The 16,814-nt window shown below is 31.7% G+C and carries 16 protein-coding genes; 10 read left to right on the forward strand and 6 right to left on the reverse strand.

From position 1 onward, the window contains the following. Positions 1-13: 13 nt before the first annotated feature. Both H0I30_RS04305 and H0I30_RS04310 read left to right on the forward strand, forming a co-directional pair. Positions 14-2,929 (forward strand): FAD-binding and (Fe-S)-binding domain-containing protein, encoded by a 2,916-nt coding sequence (locus H0I30_RS04305; RefSeq protein WP_218773083.1) that lies wholly within the window; start codon positions 14-16, stop codon positions 2,927-2,929. A 63-nt stretch (positions 2,930-2,992) separates the two neighbouring features. Then, the gene (locus H0I30_RS04310) at positions 2,993-3,436 is read left to right on the forward strand and encodes a hypothetical protein (RefSeq protein ID WP_218773084.1); all 444 of its coding nucleotides are present in this window, start codon (positions 2,993-2,995) and stop codon (positions 3,434-3,436) included. Positions 3,437-3,499: 63 nt separating this feature from the next. On the opposite strand, the gene H0I30_RS04315 is transcribed toward H0I30_RS04310, so the two are convergent. The 6 genes from H0I30_RS04315 to H0I30_RS04340 all read right to left on the reverse strand — a co-directional run bounded on the left by H0I30_RS04315 (position 3,500) and on the right by H0I30_RS04340 (position 8,603). Then, positions 3,500-4,363, reverse strand: a complete 864-nt coding sequence (locus H0I30_RS04315; RefSeq protein WP_218773085.1) for a flagellar motor protein MotB — start codon at positions 4,361-4,363, stop codon at positions 3,500-3,502. A 75-nt stretch (positions 4,364-4,438) separates the two neighbouring features. Further along, complete coding sequence (ctlX, locus tag H0I30_RS04320) at positions 4,439-5,362, reverse strand: citrulline utilization hydrolase CtlX (RefSeq protein ID WP_218773086.1); 924 nt, start codon at positions 5,360-5,362, stop codon at positions 4,439-4,441. A 12-nt stretch (positions 5,363-5,374) separates the two neighbouring features. Continuing rightward, positions 5,375-6,424: an NAD(P)/FAD-dependent oxidoreductase gene (locus H0I30_RS04325; protein WP_218773087.1), complete on the reverse strand. Its 1,050-nt coding sequence runs from the start codon at positions 6,422-6,424 to the stop codon at positions 5,375-5,377. Between the two features lie 122 nt (positions 6,425-6,546). Next, a complete protein-coding gene (locus H0I30_RS04330) occupies positions 6,547-7,170 on the reverse strand; it encodes a thioredoxin family protein (protein ID WP_218773088.1) in 624 nt (207 codons plus the stop codon). A gap of 2 nt (positions 7,171-7,172) precedes the next feature. Further along, a complete protein-coding gene (locus H0I30_RS04335; protein WP_218773089.1) occupies positions 7,173-7,685 on the reverse strand; it encodes a TlpA disulfide reductase family protein in 513 nt (170 codons plus the stop codon). A 129-nt stretch (positions 7,686-7,814) separates the two neighbouring features. Next, a complete protein-coding gene (locus H0I30_RS04340) occupies positions 7,815-8,603 on the reverse strand; it encodes a S1/P1 nuclease (RefSeq protein WP_218773090.1) in 789 nt (262 codons plus the stop codon). A gap of 122 nt (positions 8,604-8,725) precedes the next feature. Here H0I30_RS04340 and H0I30_RS04345 point away from each other — a divergent pair, with 122 nt between their 5' ends. The 8 genes from H0I30_RS04345 to H0I30_RS04380 all read left to right on the forward strand — a co-directional run bounded on the left by H0I30_RS04345 (position 8,726) and on the right by H0I30_RS04380 (position 16,778). Further along, positions 8,726-9,586: an SPFH domain-containing protein gene (locus tag H0I30_RS04345; RefSeq protein ID WP_218773091.1), complete on the forward strand. Its 861-nt coding sequence runs from the start codon at positions 8,726-8,728 to the stop codon at positions 9,584-9,586. 32 nt (positions 9,587-9,618) lie between these two features. Next, positions 9,619-9,777, forward strand: coding sequence for a DUF4177 domain-containing protein (locus tag H0I30_RS04350; RefSeq protein ID WP_218773092.1), 159 nt, complete (start codon positions 9,619-9,621; stop codon positions 9,775-9,777). A 2-nt stretch (positions 9,778-9,779) separates the two neighbouring features. Then, positions 9,780-10,265 carry a DUF6141 family protein gene (locus H0I30_RS04355; RefSeq protein ID WP_218773093.1) on the forward strand — a complete coding sequence of 162 codons (486 nt, stop codon included), beginning with the start codon at positions 9,780-9,782 and terminating at the stop codon, positions 10,263-10,265. Beyond that, on the forward strand, positions 10,262-11,185 hold the full coding sequence (locus H0I30_RS04360) for a S9 family peptidase (RefSeq protein WP_218773094.1): 924 nt from the start codon (positions 10,262-10,264) through the stop codon (positions 11,183-11,185). The genes H0I30_RS04355 and H0I30_RS04360 overlap by 4 nt, the downstream gene beginning before the upstream one ends. Positions 11,186-11,187: 2 nt before the next feature. Continuing rightward, a complete protein-coding gene (locus H0I30_RS04365; RefSeq protein WP_218773095.1) occupies positions 11,188-11,352 on the forward strand; it encodes an Arc family DNA binding domain-containing protein in 165 nt (54 codons plus the stop codon). A gap of 120 nt (positions 11,353-11,472) precedes the next feature. Then, on the forward strand, positions 11,473-14,706 hold the full coding sequence (locus H0I30_RS04370) for a hypothetical protein (protein ID WP_218773096.1): 3,234 nt from the start codon (positions 11,473-11,475) through the stop codon (positions 14,704-14,706). Between the two features lie 73 nt (positions 14,707-14,779). Beyond that, positions 14,780-15,439, forward strand: a complete 660-nt coding sequence (locus H0I30_RS04375) for a DUF2490 domain-containing protein (protein ID WP_218773097.1) — start codon at positions 14,780-14,782, stop codon at positions 15,437-15,439. A 31-nt stretch (positions 15,440-15,470) separates the two neighbouring features. Next, positions 15,471-16,778, forward strand: coding sequence for a DUF819 domain-containing protein (locus H0I30_RS04380; protein WP_218773098.1), 1,308 nt, complete (start codon positions 15,471-15,473; stop codon positions 16,776-16,778). The last annotated feature ends 36 nt before the right edge of the window (positions 16,779-16,814 follow it).

The raw sequence follows: 16,814 nt of genomic DNA on the forward strand, positions 1-16,814 counted from the left end.
AGGTGCTTAGATAATGGCAAAAACAACACAATTACTAGATTTAGAAAAGAGTTTAAAAGGTGAATTATTTTTTGATGATTTACACAAAACTCTATATGCCACAGATGCTTCAGTTTATCGTAAAATTCCGCTAGCTGTAGCTTATCCGAAGGATAGTGAAGATCTTAAACTTTTAATTGATTTTGCTACAAAAAACAACATCACTTTAATTCCGAGGGCTGCAGGAACTTCTTTGGCAGGTCAATGTGTTGGTGATGGAATTGTTGTTGACGTTTCTAAACATTTTACCAATATTTTAGCTTTTGATGAGCAGCAAAAAACCATCACTGTTCAACCAGGAATTATACGAGATGATTTAAACAGATTCTTAAAACCTTTCGGATTATTTTTTGGTCCAAACACCTCAACTTCTAACCGCTGCATGATTGGCGGTATGGTGGGGAATAATTCATCAGGAAGCACTTCTATTCGTTACGGAGTTACACGCGATAAAGTGTTAGCTATCGAAGGATTATTATCTGACGGAAGTAATGTTCTTTTTACCGAAATTACTTCGCAAGAATTCAACCAAAAAAAAATAGAGAACTCTTTAGAAGGTACTATTTACAGAACCATTTATACAGAACTTTCTCAAGAAGCAATTCAACAAGAAATAATAAATGAATTTCCTAAGCCAGAAATTCATCGTAGAAATACAGGTTATGCAGTAGATGAGTTTTTAACCTCTGATTTATTCGGTGGAAATGAACCTACTATTAATACCGCTAAATTTTTATCTGGTAGTGAAGGAACGTTAGTTTTTTCAACCGAAATCACCATTCATTTAAACGACTTACCACCTACTTATAGCATTATGGTTTGTCCGCATTTTACGAGTGTAAATGAAAGCTTAAAAGCTACCGTAACCGCTATGAAGCACAAATTATATGCGTGTGAATTAATGGATAAAGTAATTTTAGATTGCACCAAAAACAATAGAGAACAAGCTAAAAATCGCTTCTTTTTACAAGACGATCCTGAAGCTGTTTTAATGCTAGAGGTTTCTGCAAACACTATTGAAGAAGCAGAAATACAAGCAGACGAATTAATAAAAGATTTAAAAGCAAATAACTTCGGGTATCATTATCCGAAAGTATATGGAAATGACATTGCCAAAGTGCATCATTTAAGAAAAGCCGGATTAGGTTTACTTGGTAATATTGTGGGAGATATGAAAGCCGTTGCTTGTATTGAAGACACTGCAGTTGCTTTAAATGACTTACCAGAATATATTGAAGAGTTTACCCAAATAATGGATAAATACCAGCAAGATGCCGTGTATTATGCACATGCTGGAGCTGGGGAATTACACTTACGCCCGATATTGAATTTAAAAAAGCAAGAAGATGTTGTTTTATTTAGAAAGATAACAACTGAAACGGCCCAACTTGTAAAAAAATATAAAGGTTCGTTTAGTGGTGAACATGGTGACGGAATTGTACGTGCAGAGTTTATTCCATTAATGATTGGCGATAAAAACTACGAATTATTAAGACGAATAAAAAAAGCTTTCGATCCGAATAACGTATTTAACAAAGGAAAAATTACAGATGCTTTTCCGATGGATAAAAACTTGCGTTATGAAATCGACAGAAAAGAACCTGTTATAAAAACATTACAAGATTTTTCTGAAAGTGAAGGTATTTTAAAATTGGCTGAAAAATGTAACGGTTCTGGTGATTGCCGTAAATCTCCTGAAGCTGGCGGAACATTATGTCCGAGTTACAGAGCTACCAAAAATGAAAAAGAAACTACACGAGCAAGAGCCAATATGTTACGTGAAGTTTTAACAAATAATACTGCCGAAAACAAATTCGATTCTAAAGAATTAAAACAAGTCTTAGACTTATGCTTAAGTTGTAAAGCTTGTGCTACAGAATGCCCAAGTAATGTTGATATAGCTTCTATGAAAGCCGAATTTCTATATCAATATCAAGAAACCAACGGTTATTCTTTTCGTAGTAGTTTATTTGCAAATAATGCAAAATATAATAAATTAGGAAGTAAAGTTCCTACAATAACAAACTTTTTAACCAATACATTATTGGCTAAAAAAATAATGGGAGTTGCCATACAACGCTCGGTTCCTAAATTAGGAAAGCAGCCTTTAGATAGTTGGTTAAAAAAACAAATTGCCACTTCGAGCGCAGACGAGATGACCTCTAAAAAAACTGTTTATTTATTTAACGATGAGTTTACTAATTTTTACGATGCCGAAGTTGGTAAAGACGCTGTAACAGTTCTAAAAAAATTAAGATACGAAGTAAAATATAATAAACACGAAGAAAGCGGTCGTAGCCATATTTCTAAAGGATTTTTAAAAGAAGCCAAAGAATTGGCGAATAAAAATGTTGCTATTTTTAAAGATTTAATTTCTGATGAAGCTCCACTAATAGGAATCGAACCTTCTGCTATTTTAACTTTTAGAGATGAATATATTCGTTTAGCTGAAGATAAATCATCCGCAGAAAAAATAGCTAAAAATGTTTTTACTATTGAAGAGTTTCTAGCTTCTGAAATTAAAAAAGGCAATATTAACACCTCTTTATTTACTTTAAAAAGCAAGGAACTTAAAATTCATGGGCATTGTCATCAAAAGGCATTATCATCAACACACGCTAGTTTTACGATGTTAAATATCCCGAAGAACTACAAAGTTACTATCATGAACACTGGTTGTTGTGGTATGGCGGGTAGTTTTGGGTACGAAAAAGAACACTATAAAGTAAGTATGCAAGTTGGTGAAGACACCTTATTTCCAAAAATTAGAAACTGCACTATAGAAACAGAAATTGCTGCAGCAGGAACGAGTTGTCGCCATCAAATTTATGACGGAACCAAGCGCATTGCTAAACACCCAATTACGATCCTAAAAGAAGCCTTTATTTAATTAGTTGATTTTCATGCATTTATTTTGTATTTTTAAGCATATGTTAATTTAAAACACCATGTTATGAGTAGTACTAAAATAATAATTAACAATGCTTTATTAATTTTTGCAGGGATCGTCGGCTTTTTTCTATTGATGAAAGTTTTAGGTTTAGATCATGTTCAAGAATTACGTTTCTTAAACTTTGCCTTTGTTCTTTGGGGAATAAACAATGCCATAAAAACGAATATCAATGCAAATAAAGAATCTTTATATTTTAATAATTTTTCTGTTGGTATAGGAACCTCTATTGTTGCCGTTGGATTTACGATTATAGGCCTAATATTTTATGTAGATTTCATAAACCCTTCTCTTATAAATATTTTAGAAGATTCTGCTTTCTGGGGACAAAATTTAAGTCTTGGTTTAGTTGTATTCGCTTTAGCTATTGAGGGAATTGCTTCTTCAGTTATTTGTTCTTTTATTTTAATGCAATATTATAAAAACTATAAGCCAGTAATTATTTAATCAATTTAAAGCACAAAAAAACCTCCGATTAAGATCGGAGGTTTTTTTTAAAAGTCTTTTATACTATGGCTGAATCACCTCTTCTTCTGCTAATAAACCAAAAAACTTATCTAAATTAGGTAAAATAACAATTTTAGTCCTTCTGTTTCTAGCTCTATTTGCGCTTGTTTTATTATCTACTAAAGGTAAAGATGAACCTCTACCCGAAGCAATTAATCTATTAGGGTTTACGCCATATTTTTTTTCTAAAATACGAACTATTGATGTAGCTCTTTTTACACTTAAATCCCAATTATCTTGTATTACATCATTATGAATTTTTCTTGAATCGGTGTGCCCTTCAATCATTACATCCATGCTTGGTTCTGACTTGATAATCTCTGCTAACTTCTTTAACGTTTTGTATGCTCTACTATTCACCTTATAACTAGCGGTTCTAAATAGCATTTTATCTGAAATAGATATCATTACTACCGTTTTATCGATATTTACATTAATATCGTCAGAGTTTTGTAATTCAGGAACATTAATTGATTTTTTAAGTTTATAAGAAACTGCTAAATCCATAGAATCCTTTAATGTTTTAGCTTCTGCTAATTCAGCAGCATCAACATTTGCTAAAGTTTTACGCATTTTAACTTTCATCGAATTAGATATTACAGCTCCTTCAACCATATCTAATTTTACATCATTTTCTTCTTTAAGGTTTGAATTGATTCCTTTTAAAGAGTTTATTTTGGTATTGTAGTTGTCTACTCTTTTTTCAATTTTAGCAAACTTAGCTTCTAGTTCTTCTTTTTCTAATGCTGTTTTCTGAAGAGTACCTTTAGTGTTGGTATATCGTTGTTCTAACTCAACATACTTTTTTTTAGAAACACAAGATGTTGCAATAATTGCGACAATTAATAGAAGGGATACTTTTTTCATTATTGATTGTTTTTAATAGTTTAAGTAATGTTAAACGTATTATTATCTCTTATAGTATAAACAACCCTTGTTATTTTAAAATATCTCTGCCATCATACAACGTGCACTTCCGCCTCCACAAAATTCTATTGTATCTAATGGTGAATGAATAATTGCATTGTGCTTTTCTATTTTTTGTAACTGTTCTTTTGTCAAGGACTTATATGCTGATGAGCTCATTATTAAATAACGTTGGTCATTAGCCCCTTTTACTTGTAACATATTACCGGCAAACTGATTTACTTGCTTTTCGGTAATAGCTATTATTTCTTTTCTATCAGATTTTAAATGTTTTAACACGTTTTTATTTTCTTTTTTATCATCAATAGCTTCTAAACAGATGATAGCAAAATTTTCTGCCACACACATCATTACATTCGTATGGTAAATAGCTTCTCGTTTTTCGTTTATAGTTTGGTTTGCTGTAAATACTACAGGAGTGTATTCAAAATCTTCACAAAACTCAATGAACAATTCTTCATCCGCCCTTGGCGATAAAGCACAATATGCTTTGTTATATGTACGATCTAAAATCATACTTCCGGTTCCTTCTAAAAAAAGACCTTCTTCTTCGGCTGCAGAATAATCAATTACATTTTTAATTTCAAAACCTTTTTCTTCTAATATTTCTAATATATCTTCTCGTTTTTCTAAACGCCTATTTTCAGCAAACATCGGATAAATAGCAACATCTCCGTTTTCGTGAAAAGAAATCCAGTTATTAGGAAACAAAGCATCTGGTGTATCTGGTTCTTTAGTATCTTCAACAACGATAACGTTAATACCTAAAGCTTTTAACTTAATTACAAAAGCATCGAATTCTTGCTGTGCTTTTGCATTAATTGTAGCGGGCAGCATACCAGACAATTCTTGTTGGTAATAATTATTTATAGCTGTTTGCTCGTTCATTCTAAAACTAGCCGGACGAACCATTAAAATAGTATTGGTAGTTTGTTGCATACTCTTAAAGTATTATTGTTTATTTTTCTTGCTAATAATATCTGCTAAATATTTGGCATCTTTTGAAACGCCACCTAAAGTTGCAGAGCCACGAGTAAACATCCAAGGTAAACCAATAAAAAACAAGCCGTTTATATTGCTTACGCCTCTATAGTTTTTAGGATAACCATCTTCGTCTAACTCCAAACCTTCTATCCATTTAAAATTTGGGCGATATCCAGTTGCCCAAACAATATTTTTAATCGTTGATATTTTATCCTTTTCGAACTCTATTTCACTATTTAAAGCATCTTTTGTTCTTCCAACAGCGATTACATTTTCTCTAGACAAAATTTCTTTAACATCTGTACCAATCACTGGCTGTACAGATGAGTTAATTCGTTTACCAATCCAACTATATTTACTATAACTTAAAAAACCAATTAAAGTAAACCACCACCAAAGTGTTTTACCTAAAAACTGTTGTGGTAATGATTTTACGTTTGTGTTTCCAGAAAAATAAACGGTTCTGTTTTTATCTTTAGATATTTCATCTAAAATTTGATACCCAGAATCTCCTGCTCCAACAACCAACGCATCTCCTTTTTGTAATTGATCTACTCTTTTATAGTAGTTGCTATGCATCTGAGAAACAGTTTCTGATATTTTCTTATGACACGGCGGTGTGTACGGAATATGAAACGGCCCTGTAGCAACAATTACATTTTTGGTTTGAATTTCACCATCTTTATAAGAAACATAAAACCCTTTTTCATTTTTTCTTACAGAGGTAATTAGCGTATCTAATTGTAAAGGAATCTCAAATTTTTCTACATATGATTTAAAGTAATTACTAACTTCAAATTTAGTAGGATAATGCCCTTTTGAAGCGTTAAATTTCATACCAGGCAAGTGATTGTACTCCGTAGGTGTAAATAATTTTAAAGAATCCCATCTATTTAACCAAGAAGCGCCAATCTCTTTTTCACCATCAATAACTACAAACTTTTTTTCCATTTTTTTTAAATGGTAAGCCATCGATAATCCTGCTTGTGCTCCTCCAATTATTACATAATCTAACATTTGTTCTTCTTTATCGTTTTACACACCAAAGGTAAAAACAAAATACTACCTAGAAACTATAATTTTAATATAGTCTTTAGGTAGTATTTTATTCTTTTAAAGATTTTATAAATTTGCTTCTCTTACTTTAAAGATCTTTTATCTTTAACTGAACAACCTATTGCTCTGGTATATTTTTTAGCAGGTTTATCACCTTTTAACAAAGCATCTACAGCATCTTCTACAAAACGTTCAGATACATTGATTTCGTCTCTAGAACTATCATCAATAGCGCCTATATATTCAACAATTAATTTACCTGCTGTTTTATTTAAAATATACACATGTGGTGTTTTTGTTGCGCCGTACATTGGATATACTTTTTGACCTTCGTCAAATAAATAAGGAAAAGTAAATCCTTTTTCCTTTGCACGAATTTTCATGTCGTTAAAACTATCTCCTTTTGATACTTCAGGATCATTTGGATTGATAGCAATTACTGGATATCCTTTTTTACTATATTTTTTATCCAAAGCATTTAAACGATCTTCGTTTGCTACAGAATACGGACACATATTACAGGTAAAAACAACAATAAAACCTTTAGCTTCTTTAAAATTAGCCAAAGAAACCATCTTACCATCTACATTTTTAAGATTAAAGTCTGACGCTACATCTCCTACTTTATATCCTTTCGTTTCATTTATTGTAAATGCTGAAATTGTTGCAATTACAACAAACATTAATACTATTTTAAAAATTTTCATATTTATTGATTTAAAAAGGTTTGTAATTCATTCTTTAAGGTTTCGTAATGAAACGATTGCTCATAAAACTTTCTCTTATTTTTAGTATAAATAAGTGTTGCAGGTATTGATCCCGACCAACTATCTGCTATATCCTGAATCCAGAATTGCTCATTTTTATCTTCGAAGTGCAATACTTTCGATTTTATTTCTTTCTCTTTTATAAACGGAATTAGGTTACTTTCTATTTGTTTTGAAAAGTCTAAACTCACTAAAATAACCTCAACATTTTTATCTTTAAACTCTTTGTTTAGTTTTTCGAAAGCTGGCAATTCTTTTACACAAGGCAAACACCATGTAGCCCAAAAATTAATCACATACGTTTTATCATCATTTTTATGCAAAAACGGCTTTAACTCGTTATAATTTAATGTGATTATTTCATTTTGCTTTGTTGACGCTTCTTTTGTTTCTTGATCCTTTTTACAAGAAGAAATTATCAAAACAAAAAGTATTAAAAATCGAAATTCATACATGCTTCATTTTTATTTACCTCTAAATTAATTGATTATATTTTTAAACAAGCCTAATTAACGAAATATTAACAACTAAAAAGCCCGAAAGATTACCTTTCGAGCTTTTGTATTTATTTAAAAAAATGATTTTTAGCAAAAAATCTCGTTTAATAATTTAGCTAAACGTAAACCTCCTTTTTGTAACTGTTCTCTAACAACGGGAAAATAATCATACGAATAACGGTAACGTAATTTATCTCCCGATTTTACTGATCCATATACTTTTTTAGTTATTCCGTGTGTATCATGTACCCAATCAACTACACTTCCTCTTTGAATCTGTTTTATTTGTTCTTTTGATAAATCTTTAGCATTCTCTGCCAGTTCAACATAACTCATTTTCCAACCTTCTATCATATCGGTATCCCAAACTCTATGTAAGTTTGACCCTTTTCCGTGCCATTGAACTTGAGTAGCATTTCCTCCTTTATCTTCCTTTCTTCCAATATGCATTGGCTGATGAAGATCTCCTACTAAATGTACTAGCATTTTTAAATGAAAACGCTTGTCTTCAACCGAACTTTTTTCATCTTTTAAAACTCTTACACATTCTTCTATTCCGGTAACTAAATCACCTTTTGGATTTTTCTCAGATGCTTCGTACCTAACATCAAAAGGCATGTTTACATAATGCCAAGTAGAATATTTACCAAATGTTTTTCTATCTGATTTTATTTCATCTGCATACGTAGATACAAAAGCTAAACTCTCACCCTGTAATAACGCAGCTATTTTTCTTTTTGCCTTTTTTGTCAGGTTGTTTTCGGCAATTTTACCTGTTGTTCTATGACCTGTTTGACCCCAAACATCATCATTATTGGCAATAGATGAAGCACTTATAAAAAAAGCACATAACACTAATAATATTTTCGTTTTCATAAATAAAACTATCTTAATTTTTTGCTAAAATATAAAAATATTCATTTGGAAATTTGGATTTAACAAAAAATTAAGCATATCTTTACAATATCAAAATGATATCACAATAAATCAAACGAAACATGAAAGCAGAAAAAATAATAAAACCAGCAAACGGTTATTTAATGTTACTAATAGTTTTAACATTATTCTTTGGCGGAATTACAACATCTATAATAAATGAAACTCCAATTTTTATTCCTATTGCTATAATTGGACTTATAGGAATGTTTGGCTTTATTTTAGTTAACCCCAATAATTCTAGAGTTATTTTACTTTTTGGTAAATATGTTGGTACTATAAAAGACAATGGCTTGTACTGGGCGAATCCTTTATATAAAAAAAGAACAATTTCGTTAAGAGCGAGTAATTTTGATAGCGAGCGTTTAAAAGTAAATGATAAATTAGGAAATCCTGTAATGATTTCTACTATTTTAGTTTGGCGTGTTACGGAAACTTATAAAGCTGCTTTTGATGTTGATAATTATGAAAACTTTGTTCGTGTACAAACAGATGCAGCAGTACGTAAACTAGCAAGCATGTACCCTTATGATAATTTTGCTGATGAAGGGCACGATGAAGATATTACACTTCGCTCTAGTGTAAATGAAGTAAGTGAAGCTTTAGAAAAAGAAATAGATGAGCGCTTATCTATCGCCGGAATCGAAGTTTTAGAAGCTCGTATAGGTTATTTAGCTTATGCACAAGAAATTGCAAGCGCTATGTTAAAACGCCAACAAGCAACAGCAATTGTTGCTGCACGTCATAAAATTGTGCAAGGTGCTGTAGAAATGGTTGAAATGGCTTTAGAAGAATTAAATAAAAAACAAATTGTTGAATTAGATGAAGAACGTAAAGCTGCTATGGTTAGTAATTTATTAGTTATTTTATGTGGTGATAAAGAAGCTTCTCCAGTAGTTAACGCAGGAACTTTAAGTCATTAAAAAAAAAATAATTCATCAAGAAATAACATATTATGAAAGAATATAAAGTGGTACAACCAAAATTAGGAATAAGGAATAGAACTCAGAAGTATGAAGATCTTTTAAATCAATATGCAAGAGAAGGTTGGGTTGTAAATAACATATTTCAAAGTACTGGGGGCATTATATTTGAACGTAACAAGAATAGGTAATAATGAAAATATTTAAAGAAGAACAACGTTTTACACAATGGTGGATTTGGCTTGTGTTTTTAGGCCTAAACTTATTTTTCTTCTTTGGTATTTATCAACAGTTGATATTAAAAACTCCTTTCGGAAGCAAGCCTACATCAAATAATTTTTTAATAATTACCTGTAGTGTTTTTTTATTAGTTACAGTGTTTTTCTTCTATTTAAAATTAAAAACAAGAATAGATAAAACCGGAATTTATTATCGCTTTTCTCCTATTCAATCTAAATTTAAGATAATTAAATGGGAAACCATTAAAAATGTTCGAGTTATAAAATACAAACCAATTACCGATTACGGCGGATGGGGAATTAAGCTAAACTCATATACTGTAAAAGGAAATATTGGCATCTTATTCGAGTTTAAAAATGGTAAAAAATTCTTAATTGGTTCTCAGAAAAAAAATGAAGCTACTCGTGTTTTAGAAACCTATAAAAACAAATTATCATGATTAGAATAATCGCGCTTATTATTTTTTATACTTTTAGTATTGTAGTTGCTTTTGCTCAAGTAAAATCTGAAGAAATATTAATAAAAAATAACGGAATTGAATTACCAGGAACCTTAACGTATTCTGAGGATAAAACTCCGTTATTAATTTGGATTCACGGTTCTGGAAATGTTGACCGAAACGGAAACCAACTTCCTTACGTTAAAGCCAACTATATAAAACAATTCCGCGACAGCGTTAACCAACATAACATTGCTTTTTTTAGCTACGATAAGAGAACTGCTAATAAAAAAAACATGGCAGCATTAAAAAAAGGAATCTTGTTTGACTCTTTTATTTCTGATACAAAAAAAGTAATCTCCCATTTTAAAAATGATACCAGGTTTTCAGAAATTGTTTTAATCGGTCACAGTCAAGGTTCATTAGTAGCAATGTTAGCTAGTAAAAACAGTGATAAATACATTTCATTAGCAGGGCCGTCTGGTTTTATCGATCAGAAAATAGTTGATCAAATGAAAACCAAAAACCCGCTTATTGTTAATACGCTACAAGAACATTTTAAAGAATTAAAAGAAACTGGTACTATAAAAAAAGTAAATCCTTCTTTAGTAACAATGTTTAATCCACAGAATACACCTTTTTTTAAAAGCTGGATGCAATACAATCCATCCGAAGAGATTAAAAAAATAAATATTCCTGTATTAATCATTAACGGAACGAAAGATTTACAAGTGTCAATAGAAGATGCAAAAACATTACATATATCTAATTCGAAGTCTGAATTAGTAGTTATAGAAAATATGAATCATGTGTTAAAACATATTGATAAAGATGAAAACAACATGAATTCTTATTTTTCTGCTGATTATCCTTTATCCGATAAACTGATTAAAACCGTTGTCTCTTTTGTAAAAAAATAACTATGGCAAAAAAGAAAGCATTTGCGCTTCGCGTAAACGAAGATATGATTAAAGCTATTGAAAAATGGGCTGCTGACGAATTTCGTTCTACAAACGGCCAAATAGAATGGATGCTAATGCAAGCATTGAAGGAAGCCAAACGCGAACCTAAAAAGAAAGACGAATAAATTTAATTTTTGAAGCAATTTTATTCACTTCCAAAATCTTAATAAAATGTTAAAAACCACTCGGTAAATATTGAGTGGTTTTCTATTTTGTAACTTGTTCTGCAAATCAAACTAACTATAATGAAAAGAATATTTTCTGTCTTATTTTTACTTATTACATCGCTTGTGTTTTCTCAAGAATTTTCGATGGATTTAGTTAAAAACATGAAACCTAGAAACATTGGTCCTGGAGGAATGTCGGGACGTGTAACAACCATTGATGTTGTAGAAACGAATCCCGAAATAATGTACGTTGGTACTGCATCAGGAGGAATTTGGAAATCTACTTCGGGCGGAATTAAATGGGAACCTATTTTCGAAAAAGAATTAACTGCTTCTATTGGCGCTATAGCAATTCAGCAATCAAATCCGAGTATTATTTGGGCAGGAACTGGTGAAGGAAATCCTAGAAATAGTTTAAATGGTGGTTTCGGAATTTACAAATCGTTAGATGCTGGTAAAACATGGAAAGCTATGGGGTTAGAAAAAACACGTCATATTCATCGTGTAATTATTCATCCTACAAATCCTGATATTGTGTATGTTGGTGCCATTGGTTCGCCTTGGGGTGAGCATAAAGAACGTGGCGTTTATAAAACTACTGATGGTGGTAAAACTTGGAAACAAATTTTATTCAACAATATAAAAACAGGTGCAGCCGATTTAATTATGGATCCGTCAAATCCTAATAAATTAATAGCTGCCATGTGGGAACACAAACGCGATCCTTGGTTTTTTAAGTCTGGTGGAAAAGGAAGCGGAATGTACATTACACACGATGGTGGTGAAAACTGGAAGCAAATTACCGAAAAAGAAGGTTTTCCGAAAGGAGAATTAGGTAGAATTGGTGTTGCCATTGCTCCTAACAATCCAGATGTGATTTATGCTTTAGTTGAAGCTAAAAAGAACGCGCTTTATAAAAGTGAAGACGGCGGATTTAAATGGAAAAAAATAAACGATAAACCAGGTATTGGAAATCGTCCTTTTTATTATTCGGAAATTTATGTAGACCCGCAGAATGAAAACAGATTATATACCGTTTTTACCTACATCAATGTTTCGCAAGATGGCGGAAAATCATTCAAACAATTAATGCCTGCTTACGGTGTTGATAACGGAATCCATCCAGATCATCACGCATGGTGGATTCATCCGAAGAATGGAAAATTTATGATTGATGGTAATGATGGCGGATTAAACATCACCAAAGATGGCGGAAAGTCTTGGCGTTTTATAGGAAATCTTCCTGTTGCTCAATTTTATCATATTAATGTTGATAATGAATATCCGTATAATGTTTACGGAGGAATGCAAGACAACGGTTCTTGGCGCGGCCCTGCTTATGTCTGGAAATCTCAAGGAATTAGAAATAGTTACTGGCAAGAAATAAGTTTTGGAGATGGATTTGATGTAGTTCCTGATAAAGATGATTCGCGTTATGGATGGACGATGAGTCAGCAAGGTTCTGTTTCTAGATACGATTATAAAACAGGTAATAATTACAACGTAAAACCAACCCATAAGGATGCGAATGTAAAATTACGTTTCAACTGGAATTCAGCTATTAATATTGATCCTTTTGATAATTCAACAATTTACTTCGGAAGTCAGTTTGTGCATAAATCAACCGATAAAGGATTAACTTGGGAGGTGATTTCGCCTGATTTATCAACCAATAATCCAGAAAAATTAAAACAAGCAGAAAGTGGTGGTTTAACGATGGATGCTACTGGTGCTGAAAATCACTGTACCGTTTTAGTGATTGAGCCTTCTCTTTTACAAAAAGATGTTTTATGGGCTGCTACTGATGACGGACAAGTTCACATCACAAAAAACGGTGGTGAAATTTGGACAAACGTTACTAACAACATTAAAGACTTACCTAAAAACTCTTGGATAACACAAATAAAAGCGTCTAACAAAAATAAAGGTGAAGCACTTTTAGTTGCCAACGATTACAGACGTTTTAATTACACACCTTACGCATACAGAACTAAAGATTACGGAAAAACTTGGCAACGTATTGTTGATGAAAACGATGTAGAAAGCTATGCGCTTTGTATTATTGAAGATCCTGAAAATGAAAATTTATTGTTTTTAGGAACCGATGACGGATTATACATTTCTTTAAATGCTGGTGAAAAATGGACTAAATGGACAAACGGGTTCCCTACTGTTCCTGTAAAAGATTTAGTAATTCATCCTCGTGAGCACGATTTAGTAATTGGTACATTTGGTAGAGCTGCTTGGGTTTTAGATGATATTCGCCCACTACGTGCTATGGCAAAAAGTAATGTTACCAATCAAAAATTAACCTTGTTTGCTCCACCAACTGCTTATCAGGCAGCTAGCCAACAGCCAACAGGAAGTAGGTTTGGTGCCGATGCTATGTATCAAGGTGAAAACAGAAAACGTGGTGCACAAATTTCTTATTACATCAACAATCCGAAAGTTGAGAAAAAAGAAGATAAAAGCAAGAAACAAGACAAAACGAAAAACAAAAAAGAGGCCAATTCGAGCGCGGCTGATAACTCTAAAAAAGATAAAAACAAGATTAAACACGATTCTATTAAACTAGAAATTTTTGATGGAACTCGAAAAATAAGAACCTTGAAATTTAAAACCCCTAAAGAAAACGGATTACACAAAACTACGTGGTATCTAAGAGAAAAAGGTGTTGCTAGAGCTTCAAGGCGCATCAGAAAGCAAACTAGAGAACCTGGAGGTGTTACTGTAAAACCAGGAGTTTACAAGTTAAAAATGACTTTTGGAGATGCCGTTTCTGAACAAATTATTAAAGTTGAATTTGATCCTAGATTACAAATATCAGATGAAGCTATCAATCAAAAATACGCTGCTAGCAAAGAGTTGGAAACCTATCAAGAAAAAATGGCAAGTGTTGTAAAACAATTGGTAGAAAGTAAAAACACAGCAACTTCTTTAAAATCTAAATTTACCAAAGAAGATAAAAAGAAATACAAGGTAGAAATAAAAGCATCAAAAGAAATCATCAAAAAAATTGATACTTTAATCGCAATGTATTTAGGTACAATTGATAAAAGACAAGGAATTACTCGCAATCCTGAAGTTACAATAAACAATCGTTTTAGTACAGCTCGTTGGTATGTTGGTAGTAGATTTGGCAAACAAACAGCAACTGAAAAACAATTAATAAATCAGTTTAAAAAATCTTATACTAAAGGAATAGAAAAAACAAATATTTTCTTTTCTGAAGATTGGAAAAAGTATAAATCGACTGTTGAAAAAATTGAAATTTCTCCTTTCAAAAAAACTAGTACTTTTTCTATAAATTAATTATTTTTGAAACTTAATTAAATTTAAAAATCTCCTACCCTTTAGCGTAGGAGATTTTAAAATTACATACATTATGAAAAAAGCAATTTTTATCTTTATTATTTTATTCTCATTAAAAAACACCGCTCAGAACACTCCTCAAAACGAATTAGGAGCTTGGTATATGTACAACGGTTCTCATCAAATTTCTGATAAGTTGAGTTTAAAAACGATGGCTCATTTTCGTTTTTTTGAAATTGGTGATGATTTACAGCAATTTATTGGTCGATTAGGTGGAAACTACAAAATCAATAAAAATATGAGCGCTACTTTAGGCTATTCGTATTTAAATACCGATGGTTCTTTTGACGTTGACGGAGGTGAAGTTAATGAACACCGTATTTATGAAGACTTTAATATCAAACATAAAATAAACAAACTTGGTTTTGCTCATAGATTTAGAGCTGAACAACGTTTTTTTAATTCAACAACTTCTCATTTTTTACGCTATCAAATCGGGTTAAGCCATCCTTTAAACGAAAAGTGGAGTACTTATTTATACAATGAAGTATTTTTTGATTTTGATGATGAAGCTTACAATCAAAATTGGTTGGGCGCAGGTTTTAAATATCACTCATCTAAAAAAACAACATTTAAAGTTGGCTACCAAAGAATAAATGTAAATGGTGACGGTAATTTTAATAGAATTCTCTTAGGTGTTGCTATTAGCACAGATCATCGTAAGAAGAAATAAAAACCTACTTTAGCAAAAAACTAATTAAAACATGAGCGCACCAACTTTTACAAACGATGCAATTGTATTCGGAATTTTAATGATTTCCTTAGGATTTGTATTTTATACAGAATCTAAAACCGACGGATTTTGGCCTAAATTTTATAAAATAGTACCAGGTCTTTTTATGGCTTATTTTATACCTGCTATTTTCACTACTTTTGGCGTGATTTCTCCCGAATGGGAAACTGCAACCGTAACTGGTGAAGTTGTAAAAGGAAAATCTCAATTGTATTATGTTGCTAGTCGTTTTTTACTACCTGCAGCATTAGTTTTAATGACATTAAGTATCGATTTAAAAGCAATTTTCAACTTAGGTTCTAAGGCATTAATTATGTTTTTTACAGGAACAGTCGGAATTATTATTGGTGGACCAATTGCTATTTTATTAATATCTTTATTTTCTCCAGAAACAGTTGGTGGTGCAGATTTTGATGCAGTTTGGCGTGGACTTTCAACACTGGCAGGAAGTTGGATTGGTGGTGGAGCAAATCAAACTGCAATGCTAGAAATTTACCAATATAATCCTGCCAAATATGGCGGAATGGTATTTGTTGATATCGTAATTGCAAATGTTTGGATGGCTATTTTATTAATAGGAATTGGTAGAAAAGAAAAAATTGACAAATGGTTAGGTGCAGACACCTCAGCTATTGAAGATTTAAAAGAACGTGTGTCTAAATTTACACAAGGCGTTAAAAGAAACCCTACGTTAACTGATTTTATGATTATGTTAGCTATTGCATTCGGAACTGTTGGTTTTGGGCATTTTGCAGCTTCTTTTTTAAGTTCGTTTTTTAGCGATTTAGTTGCTGAAATTCAGTCAGAAACGTGGCGAAATATTTTTACCTTTTTAGGCTCAGGCTTCTTTTGGCTAATTAGTATTTCAACCATTATTGCTATTGTTTTATCATACACCAAAGCAAAAAATTATGAAGGAGCAGGAGCTAGTAAAATAGGAAGTATTTTTATTTACATTTTAGTAGCAACTATTGGTATGAAAATGGATTTAACAATGATTTTTGATAATGTTGGTTTAATAGCTATCGGTTTTGTTTGGATGGCAATTCATGCTGGTTTGTTAATTTTAGTTGCTAAATTAATTAAAGCCCCTTATTTCTTCTTAGCTGTAGGTAGCCAAGCAAATGTTGGTGGTGCTGCCTCTGCCCCTATCGTGGCACAAGCATTTCATCCTTCATTAGCAACTGTTGGTGTTTTATTAGCGGTATTTGGATATGCAATTGGAACTGTTGGTGCAATTTTATGTACAATTTTAATGGAAATATCTGCTACTTTATAAGAGAATTCTGCATATTTGCAACTCTAAATTTAAAAT

The sequence above is a fragment of the Tenacibaculum sp. AHE14PA genome (assembly GCF_019278465.1).
Lineage (GTDB): Bacteria > Bacteroidota > Bacteroidia > Flavobacteriales > Flavobacteriaceae > Polaribacter > Polaribacter bernardetii.

Excerpts from the sequence above, each read along its gene's own strand:
- H0I30_RS04305 (WP_218773083.1), top strand. The coding sequence starts at position 14 with ATGGCAAAAACAACACAATTACTAGATTTAGAAAAGAGTTTAAAAGGT.
- H0I30_RS04310 (WP_218773084.1), top strand. The coding sequence starts at position 2,993 with ATGAGTAGTACTAAAATAATAATTAACAATGCTTTATTAATTTTTGCA.
- H0I30_RS04315 (WP_218773085.1), bottom strand. The coding sequence starts at position 4,363 with ATGAAAAAAGTATCCCTTCTATTAATTGTCGCAATTATTGCAACATCT.
- ctlX (WP_218773086.1), bottom strand. The coding sequence starts at position 5,362 with ATGCAACAAACTACCAATACTATTTTAATGGTTCGTCCGGCTAGTTTT.
- H0I30_RS04325 (WP_218773087.1), bottom strand. The coding sequence starts at position 6,424 with ATGTTAGATTATGTAATAATTGGAGGAGCACAAGCAGGATTATCGATG.
- H0I30_RS04330 (WP_218773088.1), bottom strand. The coding sequence starts at position 7,170 with ATGAAAATTTTTAAAATAGTATTAATGTTTGTTGTAATTGCAACAATT.
- H0I30_RS04335 (WP_218773089.1), bottom strand. The coding sequence starts at position 7,685 with ATGTATGAATTTCGATTTTTAATACTTTTTGTTTTGATAATTTCTTCT.
- H0I30_RS04340 (WP_218773090.1), bottom strand. The coding sequence starts at position 8,603 with ATGAAAACGAAAATATTATTAGTGTTATGTGCTTTTTTTATAAGTGCT.
- H0I30_RS04345 (WP_218773091.1), top strand. The coding sequence starts at position 8,726 with ATGAAAGCAGAAAAAATAATAAAACCAGCAAACGGTTATTTAATGTTA.
- H0I30_RS04350 (WP_218773092.1), top strand. The coding sequence starts at position 9,619 with ATGAAAGAATATAAAGTGGTACAACCAAAATTAGGAATAAGGAATAGA.
- H0I30_RS04355 (WP_218773093.1), top strand. The coding sequence starts at position 9,780 with ATGAAAATATTTAAAGAAGAACAACGTTTTACACAATGGTGGATTTGG.
- H0I30_RS04360 (WP_218773094.1), top strand. The coding sequence starts at position 10,262 with ATGATTAGAATAATCGCGCTTATTATTTTTTATACTTTTAGTATTGTA.
- H0I30_RS04365 (WP_218773095.1), top strand. The coding sequence starts at position 11,188 with ATGGCAAAAAAGAAAGCATTTGCGCTTCGCGTAAACGAAGATATGATT.
- H0I30_RS04370 (WP_218773096.1), top strand. The coding sequence starts at position 11,473 with ATGAAAAGAATATTTTCTGTCTTATTTTTACTTATTACATCGCTTGTG.
- H0I30_RS04375 (WP_218773097.1), top strand. The coding sequence starts at position 14,780 with ATGAAAAAAGCAATTTTTATCTTTATTATTTTATTCTCATTAAAAAAC.
- H0I30_RS04380 (WP_218773098.1), top strand. The coding sequence starts at position 15,471 with ATGAGCGCACCAACTTTTACAAACGATGCAATTGTATTCGGAATTTTA.